The organism is Bacillus sp. FSL W8-1141, assembly GCF_038593205.1.
Lineage (GTDB): Bacteria > Bacillota > Bacilli > Bacillales > Bacillaceae > Bacillus > Bacillus altitudinis.
Genome location: NZ_CP151973.1, coordinates 922,864 through 941,186 on the forward strand (window position 1 = coordinate 922,864; position 18,323 = coordinate 941,186).

Consider the following 18,323-nt stretch of genomic DNA (forward strand, 5'->3'; position numbering starts at 1 on the left):
AGCCTGATCTGTTTTTAAAGAATATGCAGACACTTGGAGGTTATATGTTTACGATCGAGAATTTAACCAAGACGTATAAAAATAACGTGACTGCTGTCAATGATTTTCATTTGAAAATTGCCCCTCATCAAATCGTTGCTGTGGCTGGACCAAATGGATCCGGTAAAACAACGATGATTAACTGTGTACTCGGCATCATTAAGCATACAGAAGGAACCATTCATATCAAGGATGTCACAAATGATGATCCATCCTTTAAAAAACAAGTCGCCTATGTTCCAGATGATCTGCTGCTCCCTGAAGCATTGACTGGTGCTGAATATTTAGATTTTGTTTCTTCTATGTATGAATGTAAAACAATTCAAAGAAGAAATCAACTAATTGAATTGTTTGATATGGAAACAGCTTTATCAAGACCGATTGAAACCTATTCCCATGGAATGAAAAAAAAGACACAGCTGATTGCTGCCTTTATGCTTGAGAGTCAATTAGTGATCATGGATGAGCCCTTTAGAGGACTTGATATTGAAGCGGTTATAAACACAAAGAAACTGATGAAACGTTATGCCGAGCACCATGGTGCAATCTTGCTTTCAACGCATGATATGCTTTCAGCGGAAGAGCTGTGCCACAAGATCGCCATTATTTCTAAAGGAAATAAAATGGATGAAGGGACGGTTTCAGCCTTAAAAGAAAAGTATCAATCAAGCACATTGGAACAGGTGTTTCTGAAAGCTTCAATGTTAAGTGATAGGGGTGCACATTTTGATGAAATCATTAATCATTTCTAAAATGATGCTTAAAATGTGGCAGCAGGAGATGTATAAGCTCTTTGATACTCAAACGAAGCGAATCATTGTGGTCTTATTCTTTTTGTTTGCAGTCACAATGGGAGCCATCATCGGATACAGTTTTACGGGTGTCTTTATGAAGGCTTTCTTAAATGGAGATGAACGTTCACTTGGGTTGTTGGTTGTGTCGATGGCAATCAATGCATCCATTTTTACAAGCTTGTTATTTGTGCTGATCAAAGTCAGAACACCTGAACAAGATCGTTTTTCTATGCAGCTCAGCTGGTTTCCGCTGTCTACCTTTCAAAAAAGTCTTGGTTACTTCATTCCGATGGTGACAGTCGTGACAGGGCTTGTTTTATTTTTCATCGGGATCTTGCTTTTACCTAATTTTATTGCACAAGGGATCGGTATTTTCTTTATTCTTACATTCTTTTTGATGGTGCTGCTGCAATCGCTCTTTGTCTTAACGCTGCTTCAGCTCATTTACAACGTGACTTATTTACTCGTACTAAAATTAAAATTACCGTTGCAAAAATTTGCAGCGATATTTGTTTTATTAGCGCTAGTTGTAGCGTATGGAATGACACATTTCGACATCAATCAAATACAGCAATCATATGTACAGTTTGATTATCATTTGATGTATTTTACAGCGCCGTTTTTCTTAGCGGCACAAGGGATGTCTCCTGACGGGGTGAATTATGCGATTTTGATCCTCTTCATCTTATTATCTGCGGGAGGCGCATTTATTTCTCTTGCTTTAATGCCAATTATGGCTGAGAAAAAAGCGTTAACCTTTCTGCACAAACTACCATTTTCATCTTCGAAAAAGTGGTCACTCATTGTAAAGGAAATAAAGTCACAAGTGAGAAATGAAGAAAATATTTTAAACTTTCTCATCCTCCTTATTGTCATTTTATTTGTCCGTTATCAGTTTGCCTTCCGCTTTGAAGGAGAAGCTTTTTTTGTCTTATGTGCGCTAGCTGGGTTAACAGCTTTTAATTCATTTGGCAATGACAAACGTATGCTTGGGATGTATAAAACGTTTGGTCTAAGGCCGTGGGAAGTGGCTCTTTATAAGTTTCTCGGACTTTTGCTCGTTGGTGTGATCCAAATTGTTTTATTTATGATCACAACACTGACGCTCCCGGATCAGATATGGATCGTGTTGATTGGCGCTGCTGTCTTGTGTAATGCAACGGCTCTCTTTTATGTGGTAGGTATTTTATTACCCCTTGATCGAAATAATCCTTACACAGGTATTTTCTCGTTTGGAGCGCTTATTTTAATCATGATTCCGATTGTATTTATTGGAAATTATGTGATGGGGGAATCGAGTCAAATGCTTCAGTGGCTGCTTGTGGCAGGATTTGAATGTCTGCTCATCTTTGCCATATATAAAGGTTTTTCATGGAGGTATTCACATGATTCAACTTCTTAACAATAAGCTAAAGATTGAGCGGGTGCCGGCACTTGGGCCATATGTGACTTTACAAAAAAGGCATTTGACTGATACGCAGTACGGAAGCTCACTTCCAATTAACGAAAGTGCATATCATATGTTAACGAAAGTGGATGGTCAAAGGACAGAGGCGAGTATTACGGCAGAACTCGCCGATTTGTTTCAGGTCGATGAGTCTGTGATTGCCCGCGATTTTTATCAATTGATGATGGGGCTGAATCAGCATCACTTGCTGTCGATTCATTATCAATCGCCATATCGGACTGTCACAGCCTTCTGTCAATTTTTTAAGCAGTATCAAGTAAAGATGAAAGAGCGATTTGACTGCACGGGTCATTCATTTCTTCACATATTGGGTACGGCTCTGCTGATGGTGACGCGCAAAATCATCTTTTTCTGGGTGCTCTTTATGATCATGGCGGGAATCGCCTTTTTATTTATGCCTGATCCATCGATTGCAGCCATTGCGATTTATTTTACGATTATTTATTTTGGATTAATTACTGGAACTGCCTTGCATGAGGCGGCACATGGGTATGCACATCGGAAGTTCGCCGGCCGGGATGGTCCTCAAGGCTTTTTTGCGAGCGATATGATGTCTGTGAAATTTGTGAGGCCTGTTTTAGATCCGTTTCAGAAAAAACAGGTGTGGATTACACTGCTTGGTCCGCTTTTGCCGGGGCTCATTGGCGCAGCCGGAATCATTGTGACTGTTTTATTTCTAAAAGAAAATCCAATTTCGACAGGGTTTTTCATTTTTTCAATCACGTATTTTATTCAATTACTCTACCTTCTTCCGTTTATGGGGGATGGTAAGTCTATTATGAAGCAGTTATTGCTTGGTGGAATGGGAGGACAACGATCATGAACGTTCAGGCAATGAAACAAGGTGCAATTGTTGGTAGTTTCCTAGGTTTCTTAGGCTTTCCGATGCTGACCATTGGTGTTCTGTTCTATCACTTATTTCAATCAAAAACAAATAATGAATTATTATTTAACAGTCTTGCTTTTGAGATGGAAGGTTCGTCTGCATTTACGTTCCAAATCAAACCAAACTTTTTTATTTATATGGTTGTCATTTTTGCTGTCAGTTTTCTCATTGTGGCATTCCTATCAGCCATGAAACAGAAAAAAGCGAAAGATTAGGAGAATACTCCTAATCTTTTTTTGTATAATCAACCAAATTTTAGTATAATAAAGAATAAAAATACTAAAGGGGATATCAATGATTAAGAAATGGAGCATTCTTTTATTTACTGTTTTTCTATTAGCAGGATGCGGCGAGAAGGCTGCAGAAACAACAACGACAGAGAAAACGGTCTCAGAAAAACCTGCAACAGAGAAAAATAAGGAAACAGCAACTCACGATGAAGTAACTGTCGAACCTATGAAACTAACAAAAAATGAAAAAAGTCTTTTGGAAGCATTATCAGATAAGCCGTTTGAAGCGATGACAGTGAAAGGACTAAAAGGCAGTAATAAAAGTGTATCCTTGATCGGTATGCATTACAAAGATGGACAATTATTAAAAGACGATACAAAAAAAATCACCATTGAGCTTCATCAAAATGGCGTCGATAACAGTGTGAATTTTATCTACCAACTAGAAGATGAAAAAGATGATCTGTTAAAAGTAACGTATAGCTTATGGAAAGATAAAGAGCAAAGCGAACTAACGAAACTCTCGACTAGCATGGATTTCAAACAGGACGTGGGAGGAAACACAACGATATCAGCTTCAGATCTTTTTCACATGTCTCCTGGAGAGAAAAAATTAATTTCTACTACCATCACAACTGGATTGAACCATGAGTTTTCTGGTTTAACAGGTTCTGAAAAGAATCTGAAAGAGGAATTAAAAGATGTGAAGCAGGCTTATTTGGTGTATTTGCAGCTAGACAAATAACTATCGTAATATATATGGAGAATATGAAATTTTTTGACGAAAAATCTTCATATTCTCTTGACGAATTGTTAAGAAAGTTGTAACATAATAAAAGTCAACGCAATGATGTTGTCTTTAAAAGATTGATGCGGGTGTAGTTTAGTGGTAAAACCTCAGCCTTCCAAGCTGATGTCGTGAGTTCGATTCTCATCACCCGCTCCAATACATAATTTTGTTTATAACGCAGTATTTCGTTTCATAGATAAACGAAGTGTTGCGTTTTTTATTATGTCAGTATAATGTAAAAAGCACTGTGACCTACAGTGCTTTTTCAATGAGTTCATATTTACTTTCTCCACCATGTATTTGTATAAACATCTTCGTCAAGGATTGTATAAGTGCCTCACTCTTTTCCCGGGAAATAGATGGTGGGAAGAGAATGATTTGAAGAATGCTTTTTGTGTCTTGAGAAATTTGAGCTTTACTTGCTTGAGAAAATAACCCTTTAAGCTCTGCGCCATCCTGCCATTCAATATGACCAGTTTCATTTTTGGATAATGAAAGAGGCCCTTTCAATTGATCGGCATCTAATGTAAGGATAGGCAAGAAATATTTTAATGAAAAAAATATCGACAAATCCTGTACGGAATTGGTCGAGTCAATAAATTGTTCTTTTTGAATATCAGCAAGAAGCGGAAGAAAGGGGACACCTTCTAGAAGATTCGTCCATTCTTTGATCGCTGGTACTTCTTCCAAAGTTTGATCTTCATATTCAAAAAACAAAGATTCTTGAAACAGTCGCAGTCGGCCTTTTAACATTTGAGGGGATTTTCCTATCTCAATATGTGAATATTCAATCTGTCCAACATGGATAGACGGGCTTTGAGGTTGGGAGATTTTCATTTGTATCTTCACAGTGACTCACTCCAATCGGTCATGATACACTCGTATTATACTGAAAACAACTGAAGAAACAAAGAAAGGAGGTTTGCAAGGTGATTCATGTTGGACAATTAAAAGAAGAGTTAATTCAATATGCGAATGAAATTGGTGTCGATAAAATTCGATTTGCAAGTGCTGATACATTTGATTCATTAAAGGACCGCCTCATCTTACATGAATCGTTAGGGTATTTGTCCGGTTTTGAAGAGCCTGATATCGAAAAACGAACAAATCCTGCTTTGCTGCTTCCAAAAGCAAAATCAATTGTCGCCATTGCGCTCGCATACCCTTCCAAAATGAAAGATGCTCCCCGAAGTACAAAGGATGCAAGAAGAGGGATTTTTTGCAGGGCTTCATGGGGAACTGATTATCATGTTGTGCTGAAAAAAAAGCTCGACATGCTTGAAGAATTTTTGCGCAGTAAACACGAAGATATTCGGACAAAATCAATGGTGGACACAGGTGAATTGTCTGACCGTGCTGTAGCCGAACGTGCTGGCATTGGCTTTAGTGCAAAGAACTGTATGATTATCACACCAGAGTTCGGATCTTATGTCTATTTGGCTGAGATGATTACAAATGTTCCATTTGAACCGGATGAGAAAATAGAAGACCAGTGCGGAACTTGTAATAAATGTGTGGATTCATGCCCAACGGGTGCTCTTGTGAATCCAGGCCAGCTCAATTCTCAAAGGTGTATTTCGTTTTTAACACAGACAAAAGGGTTTTTACCTGACGAATTTCGCTCGAAAATAGGGAATCGGTTGTATGGATGTGATACGTGCCAAACGGTCTGCCCAATTAATAAAGGGAAAGACTTTCATCTACATCCTGAAATGGAGCCGGACCCTGAAATTGCAAAGCCGCTCTTAAAGCCACTGCTGACAATCAGCAATCGTGAGTTTAAAGAGAAGTATGGTCATGTTTCTGGATCATGGCGAGGGAAAAAGCCTATTCAGCGGAATGCCATTTTGGCACTTGCTCACTTTAAAGATGCATCTGCTTTGCCAGATTTGGTTGACCTGATGCATAAAGATCCAAGACCGGTCATTCGAGGCACGGCTGCTTGGGCAATCGGTAAAATTGGCGATGGTCAGCAGCTTTCAGAACTGGAAAAAGCCCTTGAGCGGGAAAGTGATGAAGAAGCAAAACAAGAGATCATCAAAGGGATTGAATTGTTACAAACACCTTTAAATACTAAATAACCTCCCATTGAACATAGAATGAACCAAACAGAGATGTTAAAAAAAGTTTGGTGGTGTCTGTGTGAAACAATTATTAGAACAAACGTTAGAAGACAGACTGGCATATTTATTAAATGGCAGTACGATCAAACAACCCCAGCTGATGTCTGATGTGGACGCTGTGGAGCGAAAGAAAGAGCTGTTTGCAAGAAGACAAGTTGAGATTGTCAAGGCGAAAGCAAAAGCAAAACTTCTCGATTCAGCTATTCAAGATGATGGAGCTCAGCAAGTACAATATCTCGCGCACCTCACTTATGTCTGTAAGGATATAGACGATTCTTTTTATTTAGAGGAACAGGTTGAGAAAAGAGAAGCGTTTCTTTATAACGACATGCTTGTGAAAGATCGGATGATGTTAGAAGAACGACAAAAGGAAGGTCAGGTGGATGAGCGCTTCCAAAATGAAGACCAATTTGGAAGAGCTTTTCACTATGACCGGCGTGCAGCTGTTCAATATGCTGAGACGTATTGGAATAAACGGAATCCAGCCTATAAAAATTTTGAAGATAACTGTACGAATTTTATTTCACAATGTCTAAAAGCAGGGAATGCACCAACGAGAGGATATCCGAACCGTGGATCTGGCTGGTGGGTTCGTCCACATACATGGAGCTACAGCTGGACGGTGGCACATTCGATGAAAAATTATTTAACGAATTCCAAAGCGGGGTTGAGAGCGAAGAAGCTCAAGGAGCCGCAGGAGCTTCAAATAGGTGATGTTATTTGCTACGATTTTGAGGGTGACGGTAGGTATAATCATACAACCATTGTCGTTGATCATGATAAAGGCGGAATGCCTCTTGTGAATGCACAAACGTATGACAGTCGTATGCGTTACTGGTCGTATGAAGATTCAACGGCTTATACACCTAGTATTCGTTATACGTTTTTTCACATTTTGGACGATGCTCCGAAGGATAGTTAATGGTATAATGTTGAGCGGAAAAGAAAATTAGAGGTGAACTTTTTTGGGACTTCATGTCGTTTTATATCAACCAGAAATTCCAGCTAATACTGGAAATATTGCGCGAACATGTGCAGCAACAAATACAACACTTCATCTGATTCGTCCGCTTGGTTTTTCGACAGATGATAAAATGCTGAAGCGTGCAGGACTCGATTATTGGAAATATGCCAATGTCGTCTATCATGATTCATTAGATGAATTGTTTGAGGCTCATCCGAAGGGGCAATTTTTCTATATCACAAAGTTTGGGCAAAAGCCGCATACAACGTTCGATTACTCGCAGCTAGATGAAGACTACTTCTTCGTATTTGGCAGAGAAACGAGTGGATTGCCAAAAGATTTGATTGAACGGAATATGGATCGCTGTCTACGTTTACCAATGACAGAGCATGTTCGTTCACTGAATCTATCGAATACGGCAGCGATTCTTGTGTATGAGGCGCTTCGCCAGCAGCAATACCGAGATTTGATATAAGAACATGATAAAAAGCCGAGATCCCATCTCGCTTTCAGTGAATATGTAAGTGCTGAAAATATGAACGAAATGAAAAAGGATGTTCCGCTGATGGAACATCCTTTTTTTCATTTACCAGGCTTGCCTTCGTAGCCAGCTGTGAAAATGGATACTAAAAACGTAATGATGACGCCCATCATAATGACCGTTCTCATATAAGCTCCCCCTTATCCCTTTGTTCCTTCGTTGCCGGTTTCATATGTTGTGAAGTTCGCCTTGAAAAGCAGGAGATGAAGATCATTTTTCTCCTGTTTTTCCTTTATTATGAAGGGTCTTGCGGATGGTTGTCAATTCAGTTTGCCAATTCGTCATTTTGAAGAACGAAAGCATGTAATAGGACGCCTCCGCATAGATTGTAAAACAGTATCTGATTTCTAGCTTCAATCTTGAAAGAGGAGGTTCATATGGATATTTTAAAGAAAATTGAACAGCACAGAGAAGAAGAGCAGCGACTGAAATGGGAAGGCACCTTCAGCGAATATTTAGATATTATTAAAGAAAATCCACTTGTCGCTCAATCTGCTCATTCTCGCGTTTATCATATGATTAAGGACAGCGGGATTGAAGAGGAGAATGGGGTCAGAACCTACAAATTTTTTGATCAGGAGCTTTTTGGTTTAGAGGAATCATTGGAAAGGCTAGTGGAAGAGTATTTTCACCCTGCGGCTAAACGTTTAGATGTCAGAAAGCGTATTTTATTATTAATGGGCCCAGTCAGCGGCGGGAAATCGACGCTTGTCACAAGGCTGAAAAGAGGGCTTGAAGAGTATTCACTAACAGATCATGGCGCAGTCTATGCGATTAAAGGCTGCCCAATGCATGAAGATCCGCTTCATCTCATTCCGCAAAATCTGCGGGAGGATTTCTATAGAGAATATGGCATACGTGTGCAGGGGAATTTATCACCTTTGAACTTGATGAGGCTGGAAGAGGAATATGGCGGCCGCATTGAGGATGTGAGAGTGGAACGAATCTTTTTCTCAGAGGACAAACGGACCGGCATTGGTACTTTCAGTCCGTCGGATCCGAAATCTCAGGACATTGCTGACTTAACAGGAAGTATTGATTTTTCAACGATTGCTGAATTTGGTTCAGAGTCAGACCCGCGTGCGTACCGGTTTGATGGAGAGCTCAATAAAGCGAACCGTGGAATGATGGAATTTCAGGAGATGTTAAAGTGTGATGAGAAATTTCTATGGCATCTTCTTTCATTAACGCAGGAGGGAAATTTTAAGGCGGGGCGTTTTGCGTTGATAAGTGCGGATGAATTGATTGTTGCACATACGAATGAAACGGAGTACCGGTCATTTATTTCAAATAAAAAGAACGAGGCTTTACACTCAAGAATTATTGTGATGCCGATCCCTTATAATTTAAAGGTGACAGAGGAAGAACGCATTTATCATAAGATGATTTCAGAAAGTGATGTCTCAGATGTTCATATTGCACCGCACACGCTAAAGGTAGCTGCGATGTTCTCTATTTTGACAAGGCTGAAAGAGCCGAAGCGGTCTGATATCGATTTGGTGAAAAAAATGCGACTGTATGATGGCGAAAGTGTCGAAGGTTTCCAATCTGTTGATATTGATGAGATGAAAAAGGAATTTCATGACGAAGGAATGAGCGGAATTGACCCGAGATATGTCATTAACCGCATTTCATCCACTATTATTCGAAAGAACATGGAATCCATCAATGCACTGGATGTCCTCCGTTCCTTAAAAGAAGGACTCGATCAGCATCCATCGATCTCAAGTGAAGATCGGGAACGTTATTTGAATTTTATTTCTGTCGCACGAAAAGAGTATGACGATATGGCGAAGAAGGAAGTTCAAAAGGCATTTGTGTATTCCTATGAGGAGTCTGCGAAAACTCTCATGGATAATTACTTAGATAATGTCGAGGCGTACTGCAATAAAAACAAACTGCGTGATCCGTTAACAGGTGAAGAAATGAATCCTGATGAAAAGCTCATGCGTTCAATTGAGGAACAGATCGGCATTTCTGAAAACGCCAAGAAGGCATTCAGAGAAGAAATCCTTATTCGGATTTCTGCTTATGCGAGAAAGGGCAAACGCTTTGATTATAATTCTCATGAGAGATTACGAGAAGCTATTCAGAAGAAGCTCTTTGCCGATTTGAAAGATGTCGTGAAAATTACGACATCGACAAAAACGCCGGATGAGCAACAGTTGAAAAAGGTCAATGAAGTAGTGGCGCGATTGATTGATGAGCATGGCTATAATTCTACAAGTGCAAATGAACTCTTAAAATATGTAGGCAGTCTTCTGAATCGTTAATAAATGAAGGAGGCATTATTGGCGCAAACTAGCACCGGTAATGTCTTTTTTAGAAATCGTCGTCATTTCGCTGACGAGCAGCATACGATAATGGAATCGATGGGTACAAGAATTGTCCAAAAAGGTGAGGAGGGGGATGGATGTCCCGGCAAGAAAAAAGTCAGTTTATTGTGTCTCAGGAAGACTGGTCCCTCCATCGAAAAGGCTTTGATGACCAGCAGCGTCATCAGAAAAAAGTCAAAGAGGCGATTAAAAACAATTTGCCGGATCTTGTCACAGAGGAAAGCATCATCATGTCTAATGGCAAAGATGTGGTCAAAATTCCGATCCGTTCTTTAGATGAATATAAAATTCGGTACAACTATGATAAGAATAAGCATGTAGGTCAGGGGGATGGAGACAGCCAGGTTGGCGATGTGGTCGCTCGGGATGGATCTGACAGTAAGCAAGGGCAGGGAAAGGGGCAAGGTGCTGGAGATCAAGCCGGTGATGATTATTACGAAGCAGAAGTCTCATTAATGGATTTAGAGGAAGCGCTGTTTCGTGAGCTGGAGTTACCAAATCTTAAACAAAAGGAACTTGATGATATCGTTGTCGAGGAAATTGAGTTTAATGATATTCGCAAAACGGGGTTAACCGGTAATATCCATAAAAAACGAACAATGCTGTCAGCATTTAAACGAAATGCCATGACAGGAAGCCCTTCCTTTTATCCCATTTATCCAGAGGATATTAAGTATAAGACGTGGAATGAAGTCACCAAACCAGAATCAAAAGCGGTTGTCCTAGCGATGATGGATACGAGCGGAAGTATGGGGCTTTGGGAAAAATATATGGCGAGAAGCTTTTTCTTTTGGTTGACACGTTTCTTGCGGACAAAGTATGAGACAGTCGAGATCGAATTCATTGCCCACCATACAGAGGCGAAGGTCGTAGACGAGGAGCACTTCTTTTCTCGGGGAGAGAGCGGGGGAACCATTTGTTCTTCTGTCTATCGAAAGGCACTAGAGCTCATAGACGAACGATATCCTCCGTCACGATATAATATTTATCCTTTCCATTTTTCTGATGGTGACAATTTGACCTCAGATAATGCACGGTGCGTGAAGCTCGTTTCTGAAATTATGAAAAAAGCCAATTTATTTTGTTATGGTGAAGTGAATCAATATAATCGGCATTCTACGTTAATGTCAGCATATAAACATATTCAGGATGAGAAATTTAAGCATTATATTTTGAAGCAAAAATCAGACGTTTTTCTCGCATTAAAAAAATTTTTTCAGCAGGAAGAAGTTCTTTCTTAAAGAGAACATTCAAAAAAACCTTTCAGCATAAGGGCTGAAAGGTTTTTTGTGTGGAGAAGGAAGGGATCACCAGAAAAAAAGTAAAACTTTCTCTTTGACATTTCAATTTTCATTTATTAATATTTAATCTTGTTAAATATAAGTTTTTCAAAAAAGATGCCGATTGTCTTTTCTTCTTTTTCTGCTTTTTGCTCATAAGTGAACAATAAGTATAAATGGGCTGCACACCATTTTCAGCGGAGTAGAAAAAGGGGAAACAGGCAGCTCTATGAGCTTGTTTCATAATCTGTCAGATGATGGGCATTCTAAGTTTGCTAAAGCAGATGACACTATATTTTTATACATGAAAGGAGAAACAAAACATGAACAGAGGGCGTTTATTGCTAACGAATATTATTGGCCTTATTGTGATTCTTGCCATTATTGCCGGAGGTGCTTATTACTACTACGAAAGCACAAACTTCGTAAAAACAGATGAAGCAAAAGTGACAGGTGACATGTACCAAATTACAGCGCCAGCAGCTGGACAAATCAAAGGCTGGGACATCAATGAAGGTGACGAAGTGCAAAAAGACAGCACAGTTGCAAAAGTTGAAGGAGAAGCAAAAACAAACATTAAAGCAGTGGCTGATGGCACATTAGTCAAAAAAGAAGTACAAAACAACCAACAAGTGCAGCCTGGGACAGTTCTTGGTGAAACGATTGACCTAAGCAAGCTTTACATTACAGCGAATATTAAAGAAACAGACATTAAGAACATTGAAAAAGGTGACAAAGTGGACATCGTTGTAGACGGCGATCCTGATACAACATTTGAAGGAACAGTTGAACAAATTGGTTATGCAACAAACTCAACATTCAATATGCTGCCAGCAACAAACTCAAGTGGTAACTACACGAAAGTGACACAAAAAGTAGCAGTGAAAATTTCAATTAAAAATCCATCTGACAAAGTACTTCCAGGTATGAATGCTTCTGTCAAAATTTCTTCTTAATGATGACTGATATCAAAAAATGAAAGGAGGTTGTCTGAGATGGCAAATCAACCTGCAGCGACAAAACAGGGAGCAGGCTCCTTGTCTTTACTGATCATTTTAATGGCCGGTTTGTTCGTAGCGATTTTAAACCAAACGCTTTTGAACGTAGCCATGCCCCATTTAATGACTGAATTTAATGTGAGTGCGACGACAATTCAGTGGCTTACAACAGGTTACATGCTTGTCAACGGTGTGCTCATTCCGTTATCTGCGTTTTTAATCACACGTTTTGGCCAGCGCAGCTTATTCCTCGTGGCGATGATTTCATTTACACTAGGGACTTTTATTTGCGGTATTGCGCCAAACTTTTCTACGATGCTGATTGGTCGTTTGATTCAGGCAGTCGGTGGCGGTATCTTACAGCCGCTCGTCATGACAACAATCCTTTTTATTTTCCCTCCAGAAAACAGAGGGAAAGGAATGGGGATTTTTGGTCTTGCGATGATGTTTGCGCCAGCTGTCGGACCAACGTTATCTGGTTATATTATTGAACATTATTCATGGCGTATTATGTTTTATGGACTTGTACCAATCGGTGCGATTGTCATTATCGCGGCTTTCTTTATGTTTAAAAATATTGTAGAGCCTAAAAAAATCAAGCTGGACACTCTTGGCGCGATTCTGTCGATCGTTGGTTTTGCTTCGCTTCTATACGGAGTGAGTGAAGCGGGAAGTGATGGTTGGACAGATCCAATCGTTTTATCTACGATTATCATTGGTGCGATTGCGATCATTCTCTTTATTTTCCAACAGCTAAAAGCGGATAATCCGATGCTTGATTTCCGCGTGTTTAAATACAGCATTTTCTCATTATCAAGTGTTATCAACATTATTATTACCGTTGCCTTATACACTGGGATGTTCTTACTACCGATCTACTTGCAGAACCTCGTTGGGTTTACGGCATTGCAATCTGGGCTATTAATGCTTCCAGGGGCACTTGCGATGCTCATTATGTCCCCGATTTCAGGGATCTTGTTTGATAAATTTGGACCTCGTCCGCTTGCCATTGTGGGGATGCTGATTACAGTTGTCACCACATACGAGTTTACACAGCTGACGATTGATACATCTTATAGTCACATTGTGCTCATGTATGCAGTACGTGCCTTTGGTATGTCACTCTTGATGATGCCAGTCATGACTGCTGGGATGAACCAATTACCGCAGCATTTAAACAGTCATGGTACAGCGATGTCAAACACACTGAGACAAATCAGTGGTTCGATCGGTACGAGTTTGATCACGACGATTTATACAAATCGCACGACATTCCATTATTCCAATATGGCAGATCAAACGAATACAGCTGACCCGTTCTTTATGAATTCATTCCAGGCGGCTGTCTCTAATGTGATGCACCATATGGGCATGACAGCAGAAGCTGCTCAAAAATATGTGTCGACCCAGCTCTTTACGAAAGCACAAGTTGATTCCAATGTGATGGGCATCAATGATGCTTACATGTGGGTGACATTATTCTGTGCAGCGGGTGTGATTCTCAGCTTGTTCCTGCGAGATGTACGTAAGGATAAAAAGCGAAAAGAAAAGCAGGATAAGAAACAAGAAATGACATTGCTTCCAGCACCTAAGGAAGCAAACCAAGATGCAAGATAAGTGTGGAGGGACCGTACATGAAAATTTATGTCGTATACGATAGTGAAGGTGACCATACAAAAGCACTTGCAGAAGCGATTGCAGCTGGCGCAGGTGAAACAGAGCACGCTGAAGTGTTCATTGATCATGTGAAAGATGCGGATATCCGCAAGCTTGATCAAATGGATGCAATTATTTGGGGCTGCCCTGGTCACTTTGGTACCATAAGTTCTGGATTAAAGACATGGATTGACCGTCTTGGGTATTTATGGGCAGAAGGAAAACTCATCGATAAAGTCGGTGCCGTTTTCTGTACCACTGCAACAACACACGGCGGATTAGAAATGACGATGCATAATTTGATTACGCCAATGTTCCATCAAGGGATGCTTGTGGTCGGCCTTCCTGGAAATGTTCCAGAAAATGCGTTATACGGCTCTTATTATGGAGCAGGTGTGACGTGCCCGATTGATTCTGATGAAGTGATTTCTGCAGAAGGCATTGAGCTGGGGAAAGCATTAGGAAGACGTGTAGCATCAGTCACTGCGTCATTTAAGCGATAAGGAGAGGGTTCTTTTGGCGACGATTATTGTAGCGTTAGTAGCTGCTGTTCTAGTCATTATCGGATTAGTAGCGTTCAATGTCAGACACGCTTCGGCCGAGAAGGAAGAGATCAAAGAAGATGTATCGAATCATCCTGACGTGCCGCATAGCGAGCCAGAAGTTGCGGCGAGACCTGTAGAGCCTGAAGTGGAAGAAAAAGCGTCAGAGCCTTCTCAGACAGATGATGCTCCGTCAGGTGATGATTTCTATAGACAGGCGCTTCAAAAGTTTAAGCAGCCAGAACCACCTGTCAAAGAAGAAGAACCAGAGACGAAAATGAATGATGATATGTATCGTTCTGCTTTACAGAAACTAAAGCAGAAGGACAAATAAAAAGAGAACCTTTCGTCAGGTTCTCTTTTTATTGCACAAAAAAACCGCCGGCATAAAAGCCGAGCGGTTTTCCTTCACTCTATAAAGTGCTAAAAGAGCAGATGCTCTTAAATTACGCTTTGTTAACGTTAGCAGCTTGTGGTCCACGGTTACCTTCAACGATTTCGAAAGAAACTGATTGACCTTCTTCTAAAGTTTTGAAGCCTTCGCCTTGGATAGCAGAGAAGTGAACGAATACATCGTCTTGACCTTCTACTTCGATGAATCCGAAACCTTTTTCAGAGTTGAACCATTTTACTTTACCTTCTAACATGAAATTTCCTCCTAAAGCGATCTTAACGCTTAAATTCACTATTCTTGCTCTTACACAAACTTCAAAGACGAAAACTCTTTCAAAACTTTCTTCTTAAAGATGATACGAACAAAAATAATTACCTTTACTTTACCAGTGTTTGCGGGAAAAAACAACTGTTATACGAAAACTTTTTTAAAAATAATTAGCGCTAACAAATTGAGGAAAAAGCCTATATTAAGTGTTCTCTTTTTCGTCCAGAAAAGCTCACTTGGTTTCTGCCTGACTGCTTCGCTTTATAGAGCTCCTGGTCTGCAATAATCGGTAATTGTTTCATGTTTTCACTTGTTCCTGCATCATAAGCACATCCAATTGACACCGTAATGTGAATCGATGTTCCGTTTTGTAAATAAATTGGCTGATCCGCCATTTTTTTTCGTAAACGTTCCGCAATTTGCCATGTTTTTTCAACGGAACAATTCGGTAAAAGCACAGCAAATTCTTCACCGCCGATTCGCCCAATATAATCAGAGCTTCTTGTGTTTTTAATTAGCCTTGTTCCGATTTCTTTTAAAACGATATCTCCCTCATGATGTCCATACTGATCATTGATGGTTTTGAAATAATCGATGTCTAGATAAATCAAGGACATTTGATGGATAGGTTGCTTTAAGTTCAGAGAAAAAGCATCACTTAATATCTCATCGAATTTCCGTTTATTTAAAACACCAGTTAAAAAGTCATAATGAGCTTGGAATTTATACAAATTTAACATCTGATACGCTTTTGTTTGATGCTCAATGACATAAAAGTTAAATAAACCGGCAATATACGAGAACATCCAATAGGCAGCATGCAGTTCAAATGATCTTTCATTGACGATGATGATAAATAAAATCGTCGCTATGACGTTGCTCATGGTAATAGATAACAGCATTTTTACGACGTGATTGATATGACGCTCAGCAATTAAAAAAGAAGCTGTGGCGATAAATATCATGGAAAAAATATTAATGAAAGAAGCGACATTGGCTTCGATTAATAATCGGCCAATAATGATCACACAGGCTGCAATGAACGTTTGTGCAATGCCTCCATAAAATGCCGTTAAAATAAGGGGGATATGTCTTAAATCGATGATGGCTGGTCCTGCTTTAATAGAGAAAAACATTAAGAGGACACCGAGTAACCCAGAAATCATTCCTTTATATATTTGTCTGAGCAGGGTGTCTTCCTTTTTTAAAAAATTCTCTTTAAACACAAGCATCAATAAATAATGGAAAGTGACAAGAATTGTTAAATTAATAAAGAGGTCTCTTAGCAAAATAAAATCACCTTTTTAAAATTACTAAAATTTGTTGCAAAAGAAAAGGGGAAACAAGATAATTAATAAAAATTTCACTTATGAGGGGTTTAAAATGAGGAGAAAACAATTTCCAGATCGAACGGACTGGCTTTCTTTTTTTGAGACGTGGCCTGATGAAGGATTTGAACGAGATATGCCCATTGAATATCAAGATCTAACGTTTCGGTTTGAGAATGAGGTAGAGCGATTTGTGGTGACGATGTCTCTTGGAGTACAAGAATTTTCTTTGAAGGCTGTTCGAAAAAAGGACGCATCCGTTTTAGGAGTATATGCCTTTAAAACTGTGCGACATGTAGAAATAAAAAAGGATCGGCAGCATGAAAAAGAGCTGTTGATACTATTAGATGGTGTGGAACGGTTTGTTATCACGATCGAAATCACCTTCTTGCCTTCCTTCTGCATCATGGTGAAAGAGCATTTTTCAGGAGAATAAACAGGAGCCTTTCTGAAAAAAAGGCTCCTGTTTTAGTTATTTGTGCTCGATGTCATTGAGCACTTGCTGAATAGATTCATCATCCATTACATTCATGACACTTTCATCAATGTGAAGAGACTGGGCGTAAGACTCTCTCGGGGGCTGATGAGTTTGGTATGTTTTTGATGATGTTTGATGCTGGCTTGTTTCATTAGGCTGGACAGCGGTGAATGCTTGCTTGATCATTTGTCCTACTTCAGTTGTGCCTTTTGAGTCTTTACGTGAATGCGAATGGGACTCATGACGAGATGACTCATGATGGTGTTGATCTTTGCCTTTCATCGTTGAGGACAAATTCATTTGAGTCATGCTGCTTAGTCTTCTCCGTAATAGTGGTGAAAATAATGCAATGATGGCTGTTGATGCTGCGATCATTGAACCAGTACTCATACCTTTTCTCTTTTTAAACAAACGAATCCCTCCATTTGATCGTGATGATACTTCTTCATCATGTTTAGGATGACCAATCAAGGCTGATTTATGAATTCATTGCTGAAATAGAGGATGTGTGCATAAAAAGTCTGCTGGATGAAAAACCTATGAGCAAAAGGAGGGAATAAATTGATGAATAAGAAATGGATGCTATCTTTATTACTCGTTCCAACATTGATCACTGCTGGGTGTGGAATGAACAACCAAGGCGATGAACGAAGAGGAACAATGAAACGACAGTACGAAAATGTCACATATAAGAACGACAACATGAGACAGGATCAACCAAATGTGCAAACACCTCAGAAGGTGAAAGTGGCAGATAAGGCATCAGAGCTTGTTGCCAACATGTCTGAAGTGAAAACAGCGAACGTACTTGTCACAGGGAAAAATGCATTTGTTGCTGTCGTGCTTGAAGGCAATAAAAGCGGAGATGTAACAGACGATTTGAAAAAGAAAATTTCTGACAAAGTCAAATCGACGGATCAACAAATTGATAATGTGTATGTATCTGCTAATCCAGACTTTGTCGATCGTATGGCAGGGTACGGAAAACGTATTAGAAGTGGAGAGCCAATTTCAGGATTCTTCGACGAGTTTACTGAAACGGTTCGACGTGTCTTCCCTGAATCAAAATAGCTACGACAAAAGCCGTATGTCATATGCGGCTTTTTTGTTTGGAACCGCACCTTGCGCACCTGACTGCATAAAGTAAAAAATATATCACCTCTTGTTGATCTTTGTTTTTTCATAGAAAGAGAAAGAGGTTGCAGGATG

The 18,323-nt window shown here is 39.7% G+C and carries 20 protein-coding genes and 1 tRNA gene; 17 read left to right on the plus strand and 4 right to left on the minus strand.

The annotated features are described in order from the left end of the window. The first annotated feature begins 44 nt into the window (after positions 1–44). From NSQ52_RS04635 to NSQ52_RS04660, 6 genes are all read left to right on the plus strand, one after another. Positions 45–791, plus strand: coding sequence for an ABC transporter ATP-binding protein (locus tag NSQ52_RS04635; RefSeq protein WP_041507552.1), 747 nt, complete (start codon positions 45–47; stop codon positions 789–791). After that, the gene (locus NSQ52_RS04640; RefSeq protein ID WP_342473953.1) at positions 769–2,235 is read left to right on the plus strand and encodes a hypothetical protein; all 1,467 of its coding nucleotides are present in this window, start codon (positions 769–771) and stop codon (positions 2,233–2,235) included. The genes NSQ52_RS04635 and NSQ52_RS04640 overlap by 23 nt, the downstream gene beginning before the upstream one ends. Continuing rightward, the gene (locus NSQ52_RS04645) at positions 2,219–3,124 is read left to right on the plus strand and encodes a PqqD family protein (protein ID WP_138278312.1); all 906 of its coding nucleotides are present in this window, start codon (positions 2,219–2,221) and stop codon (positions 3,122–3,124) included. Before NSQ52_RS04640 ends, NSQ52_RS04645 begins: the two co-directional genes overlap by 17 nt. Continuing rightward, entirely contained in the window at positions 3,121–3,402 is a 282-nt protein-coding gene (locus NSQ52_RS04650; protein ID WP_008349089.1) for a hypothetical protein, read from the plus strand. Before NSQ52_RS04645 ends, NSQ52_RS04650 begins: the two co-directional genes overlap by 4 nt. 79 nt (positions 3,403–3,481) lie before the next feature. After that, entirely contained in the window at positions 3,482–4,162 is a 681-nt protein-coding gene (locus NSQ52_RS04655) for a hypothetical protein (protein WP_047947127.1), read from the plus strand. Between the two features lie 127 nt (positions 4,163–4,289). Then, a tRNA-Gly gene (locus NSQ52_RS04660) sits at positions 4,290–4,363 on the plus strand. Between the two features lie 96 nt (positions 4,364–4,459). Here NSQ52_RS04660 and NSQ52_RS04665 read toward each other — a convergent pair. After that, positions 4,460–5,056 carry a hypothetical protein gene (locus NSQ52_RS04665; protein ID WP_327872153.1) on the minus strand — a complete coding sequence of 199 codons (597 nt, stop codon included), beginning with the start codon at positions 5,054–5,056 and terminating at the stop codon, positions 4,460–4,462. 83 nt (positions 5,057–5,139) lie between these two features. Between NSQ52_RS04665 and queG the strand changes: the two genes are divergently transcribed. The 9 genes from queG to NSQ52_RS04710 all read left to right on the plus strand — a co-directional run bounded on the left by queG (position 5,140) and on the right by NSQ52_RS04710 (position 14,981). Continuing rightward, a complete protein-coding gene (gene queG, locus NSQ52_RS04670) occupies positions 5,140–6,288 on the plus strand; it encodes a tRNA epoxyqueuosine(34) reductase QueG (RefSeq protein WP_041093435.1) in 1,149 nt (382 codons plus the stop codon). Positions 6,289–6,349: 61 nt separating this feature from the next. After that, on the plus strand, positions 6,350–7,252 hold the full coding sequence (locus NSQ52_RS04675; protein WP_056705061.1) for an amidase domain-containing protein: 903 nt from the start codon (positions 6,350–6,352) through the stop codon (positions 7,250–7,252). Between the two features lie 43 nt (positions 7,253–7,295). After that, complete coding sequence (gene trmL / locus NSQ52_RS04680) at positions 7,296–7,769, plus strand: tRNA (uridine(34)/cytosine(34)/5-carboxymethylaminomethyluridine(34)-2'-O)-methyltransferase TrmL (RefSeq protein ID WP_003211950.1); 474 nt, start codon at positions 7,296–7,298, stop codon at positions 7,767–7,769. A 443-nt stretch (positions 7,770–8,212) separates the two neighbouring features. Next, positions 8,213–10,108, plus strand: coding sequence for a PrkA family serine protein kinase (locus NSQ52_RS04685; RefSeq protein WP_017360374.1), 1,896 nt, complete (start codon positions 8,213–8,215; stop codon positions 10,106–10,108). 140 nt (positions 10,109–10,248) lie between these two features. After that, positions 10,249–11,412 carry a sporulation protein YhbH gene (gene yhbH / locus NSQ52_RS04690; protein WP_056705062.1) on the plus strand — a complete coding sequence of 388 codons (1,164 nt, stop codon included), beginning with the start codon at positions 10,249–10,251 and terminating at the stop codon, positions 11,410–11,412. Between the two features lie 362 nt (positions 11,413–11,774). Next, a complete protein-coding gene (locus NSQ52_RS04695; protein WP_007497037.1) occupies positions 11,775–12,407 on the plus strand; it encodes an HlyD family efflux transporter periplasmic adaptor subunit in 633 nt (210 codons plus the stop codon). Positions 12,408–12,446: 39 nt separating this feature from the next. Continuing rightward, entirely contained in the window at positions 12,447–14,066 is a 1,620-nt protein-coding gene (locus NSQ52_RS04700; RefSeq protein ID WP_024719937.1) for a DHA2 family efflux MFS transporter permease subunit, read from the plus strand. Positions 14,067–14,083: 17 nt separating this feature from the next. After that, complete coding sequence (locus NSQ52_RS04705) at positions 14,084–14,608, plus strand: NAD(P)H-dependent oxidoreductase (protein WP_135009116.1); 525 nt, start codon at positions 14,084–14,086, stop codon at positions 14,606–14,608. A gap of 13 nt (positions 14,609–14,621) precedes the next feature. Further along, positions 14,622–14,981, plus strand: a complete 360-nt coding sequence (locus tag NSQ52_RS04710) for a hypothetical protein (RefSeq protein WP_017360371.1) — start codon at positions 14,622–14,624, stop codon at positions 14,979–14,981. Positions 14,982–15,093: 112 nt separating this feature from the next. Here NSQ52_RS04710 and cspB read toward each other — a convergent pair whose 3' ends face one another. After that, positions 15,094–15,294, minus strand: coding sequence for a cold shock-like protein CspB (cspB, locus tag NSQ52_RS04715; RefSeq protein ID WP_008349061.1), 201 nt, complete (start codon positions 15,292–15,294; stop codon positions 15,094–15,096). Positions 15,295–15,505: 211 nt separating this feature from the next. Beyond that, positions 15,506–16,597 (minus strand): diguanylate cyclase, encoded by a 1,092-nt coding sequence (locus NSQ52_RS04720; RefSeq protein ID WP_058337544.1) that lies wholly within the window; start codon positions 16,595–16,597, stop codon positions 15,506–15,508. A 94-nt stretch (positions 16,598–16,691) separates the two neighbouring features. Between NSQ52_RS04720 and NSQ52_RS04725 the strand changes: the two genes are divergently transcribed. After that, the gene (locus tag NSQ52_RS04725; protein ID WP_024719939.1) at positions 16,692–17,072 is read left to right on the plus strand and encodes a hypothetical protein; all 381 of its coding nucleotides are present in this window, start codon (positions 16,692–16,694) and stop codon (positions 17,070–17,072) included. A gap of 36 nt (positions 17,073–17,108) precedes the next feature. On the opposite strand, the gene NSQ52_RS04730 is transcribed toward NSQ52_RS04725, so the two are convergent. Next, positions 17,109–17,525 carry a spore coat protein gene (locus NSQ52_RS04730; protein WP_342473954.1) on the minus strand — a complete coding sequence of 139 codons (417 nt, stop codon included), beginning with the start codon at positions 17,523–17,525 and terminating at the stop codon, positions 17,109–17,111. A 153-nt stretch (positions 17,526–17,678) separates the two neighbouring features. Here NSQ52_RS04730 and NSQ52_RS04735 point away from each other — a divergent pair, with 153 nt between their 5' ends. Beyond that, positions 17,679–18,185, plus strand: a complete 507-nt coding sequence (locus NSQ52_RS04735; protein ID WP_008349054.1) for a YhcN/YlaJ family sporulation lipoprotein — start codon at positions 17,679–17,681, stop codon at positions 18,183–18,185. The last annotated feature ends 138 nt before the right edge of the window (positions 18,186–18,323 follow it).

Coding starts and splice junctions, on each gene's coding strand:
- NSQ52_RS04655 (WP_047947127.1), top strand. CDS start 3,482: ATGATTAAGAAATGGAGCATTCTTTTATTTACTGTTTTTCTATTAGCA.
- NSQ52_RS04705 (WP_135009116.1), top strand. CDS start 14,084: ATGAAAATTTATGTCGTATACGATAGTGAAGGTGACCATACAAAAGCA.
- NSQ52_RS04640 (WP_342473953.1), top strand. CDS start 769: ATGAAATCATTAATCATTTCTAAAATGATGCTTAAAATGTGGCAGCAG.
- yhbH (WP_056705062.1), top strand. CDS start 10,249: ATGTCCCGGCAAGAAAAAAGTCAGTTTATTGTGTCTCAGGAAGACTGG.
- NSQ52_RS04735 (WP_008349054.1), top strand. CDS start 17,679: ATGAATAAGAAATGGATGCTATCTTTATTACTCGTTCCAACATTGATC.
- NSQ52_RS04695 (WP_007497037.1), top strand. CDS start 11,775: ATGAACAGAGGGCGTTTATTGCTAACGAATATTATTGGCCTTATTGTG.
- NSQ52_RS04725 (WP_024719939.1), top strand. CDS start 16,692: ATGAGGAGAAAACAATTTCCAGATCGAACGGACTGGCTTTCTTTTTTT.
- NSQ52_RS04685 (WP_017360374.1), top strand. CDS start 8,213: ATGGATATTTTAAAGAAAATTGAACAGCACAGAGAAGAAGAGCAGCGA.
- NSQ52_RS04645 (WP_138278312.1), top strand. CDS start 2,219: ATGATTCAACTTCTTAACAATAAGCTAAAGATTGAGCGGGTGCCGGCA.
- NSQ52_RS04650 (WP_008349089.1), top strand. CDS start 3,121: ATGAACGTTCAGGCAATGAAACAAGGTGCAATTGTTGGTAGTTTCCTA.
- NSQ52_RS04635 (WP_041507552.1), top strand. CDS start 45: ATGTTTACGATCGAGAATTTAACCAAGACGTATAAAAATAACGTGACT.
- NSQ52_RS04700 (WP_024719937.1), top strand. CDS start 12,447: ATGGCAAATCAACCTGCAGCGACAAAACAGGGAGCAGGCTCCTTGTCT.
- cspB (WP_008349061.1), bottom strand. CDS start 15,294: ATGTTAGAAGGTAAAGTAAAATGGTTCAACTCTGAAAAAGGTTTCGGA.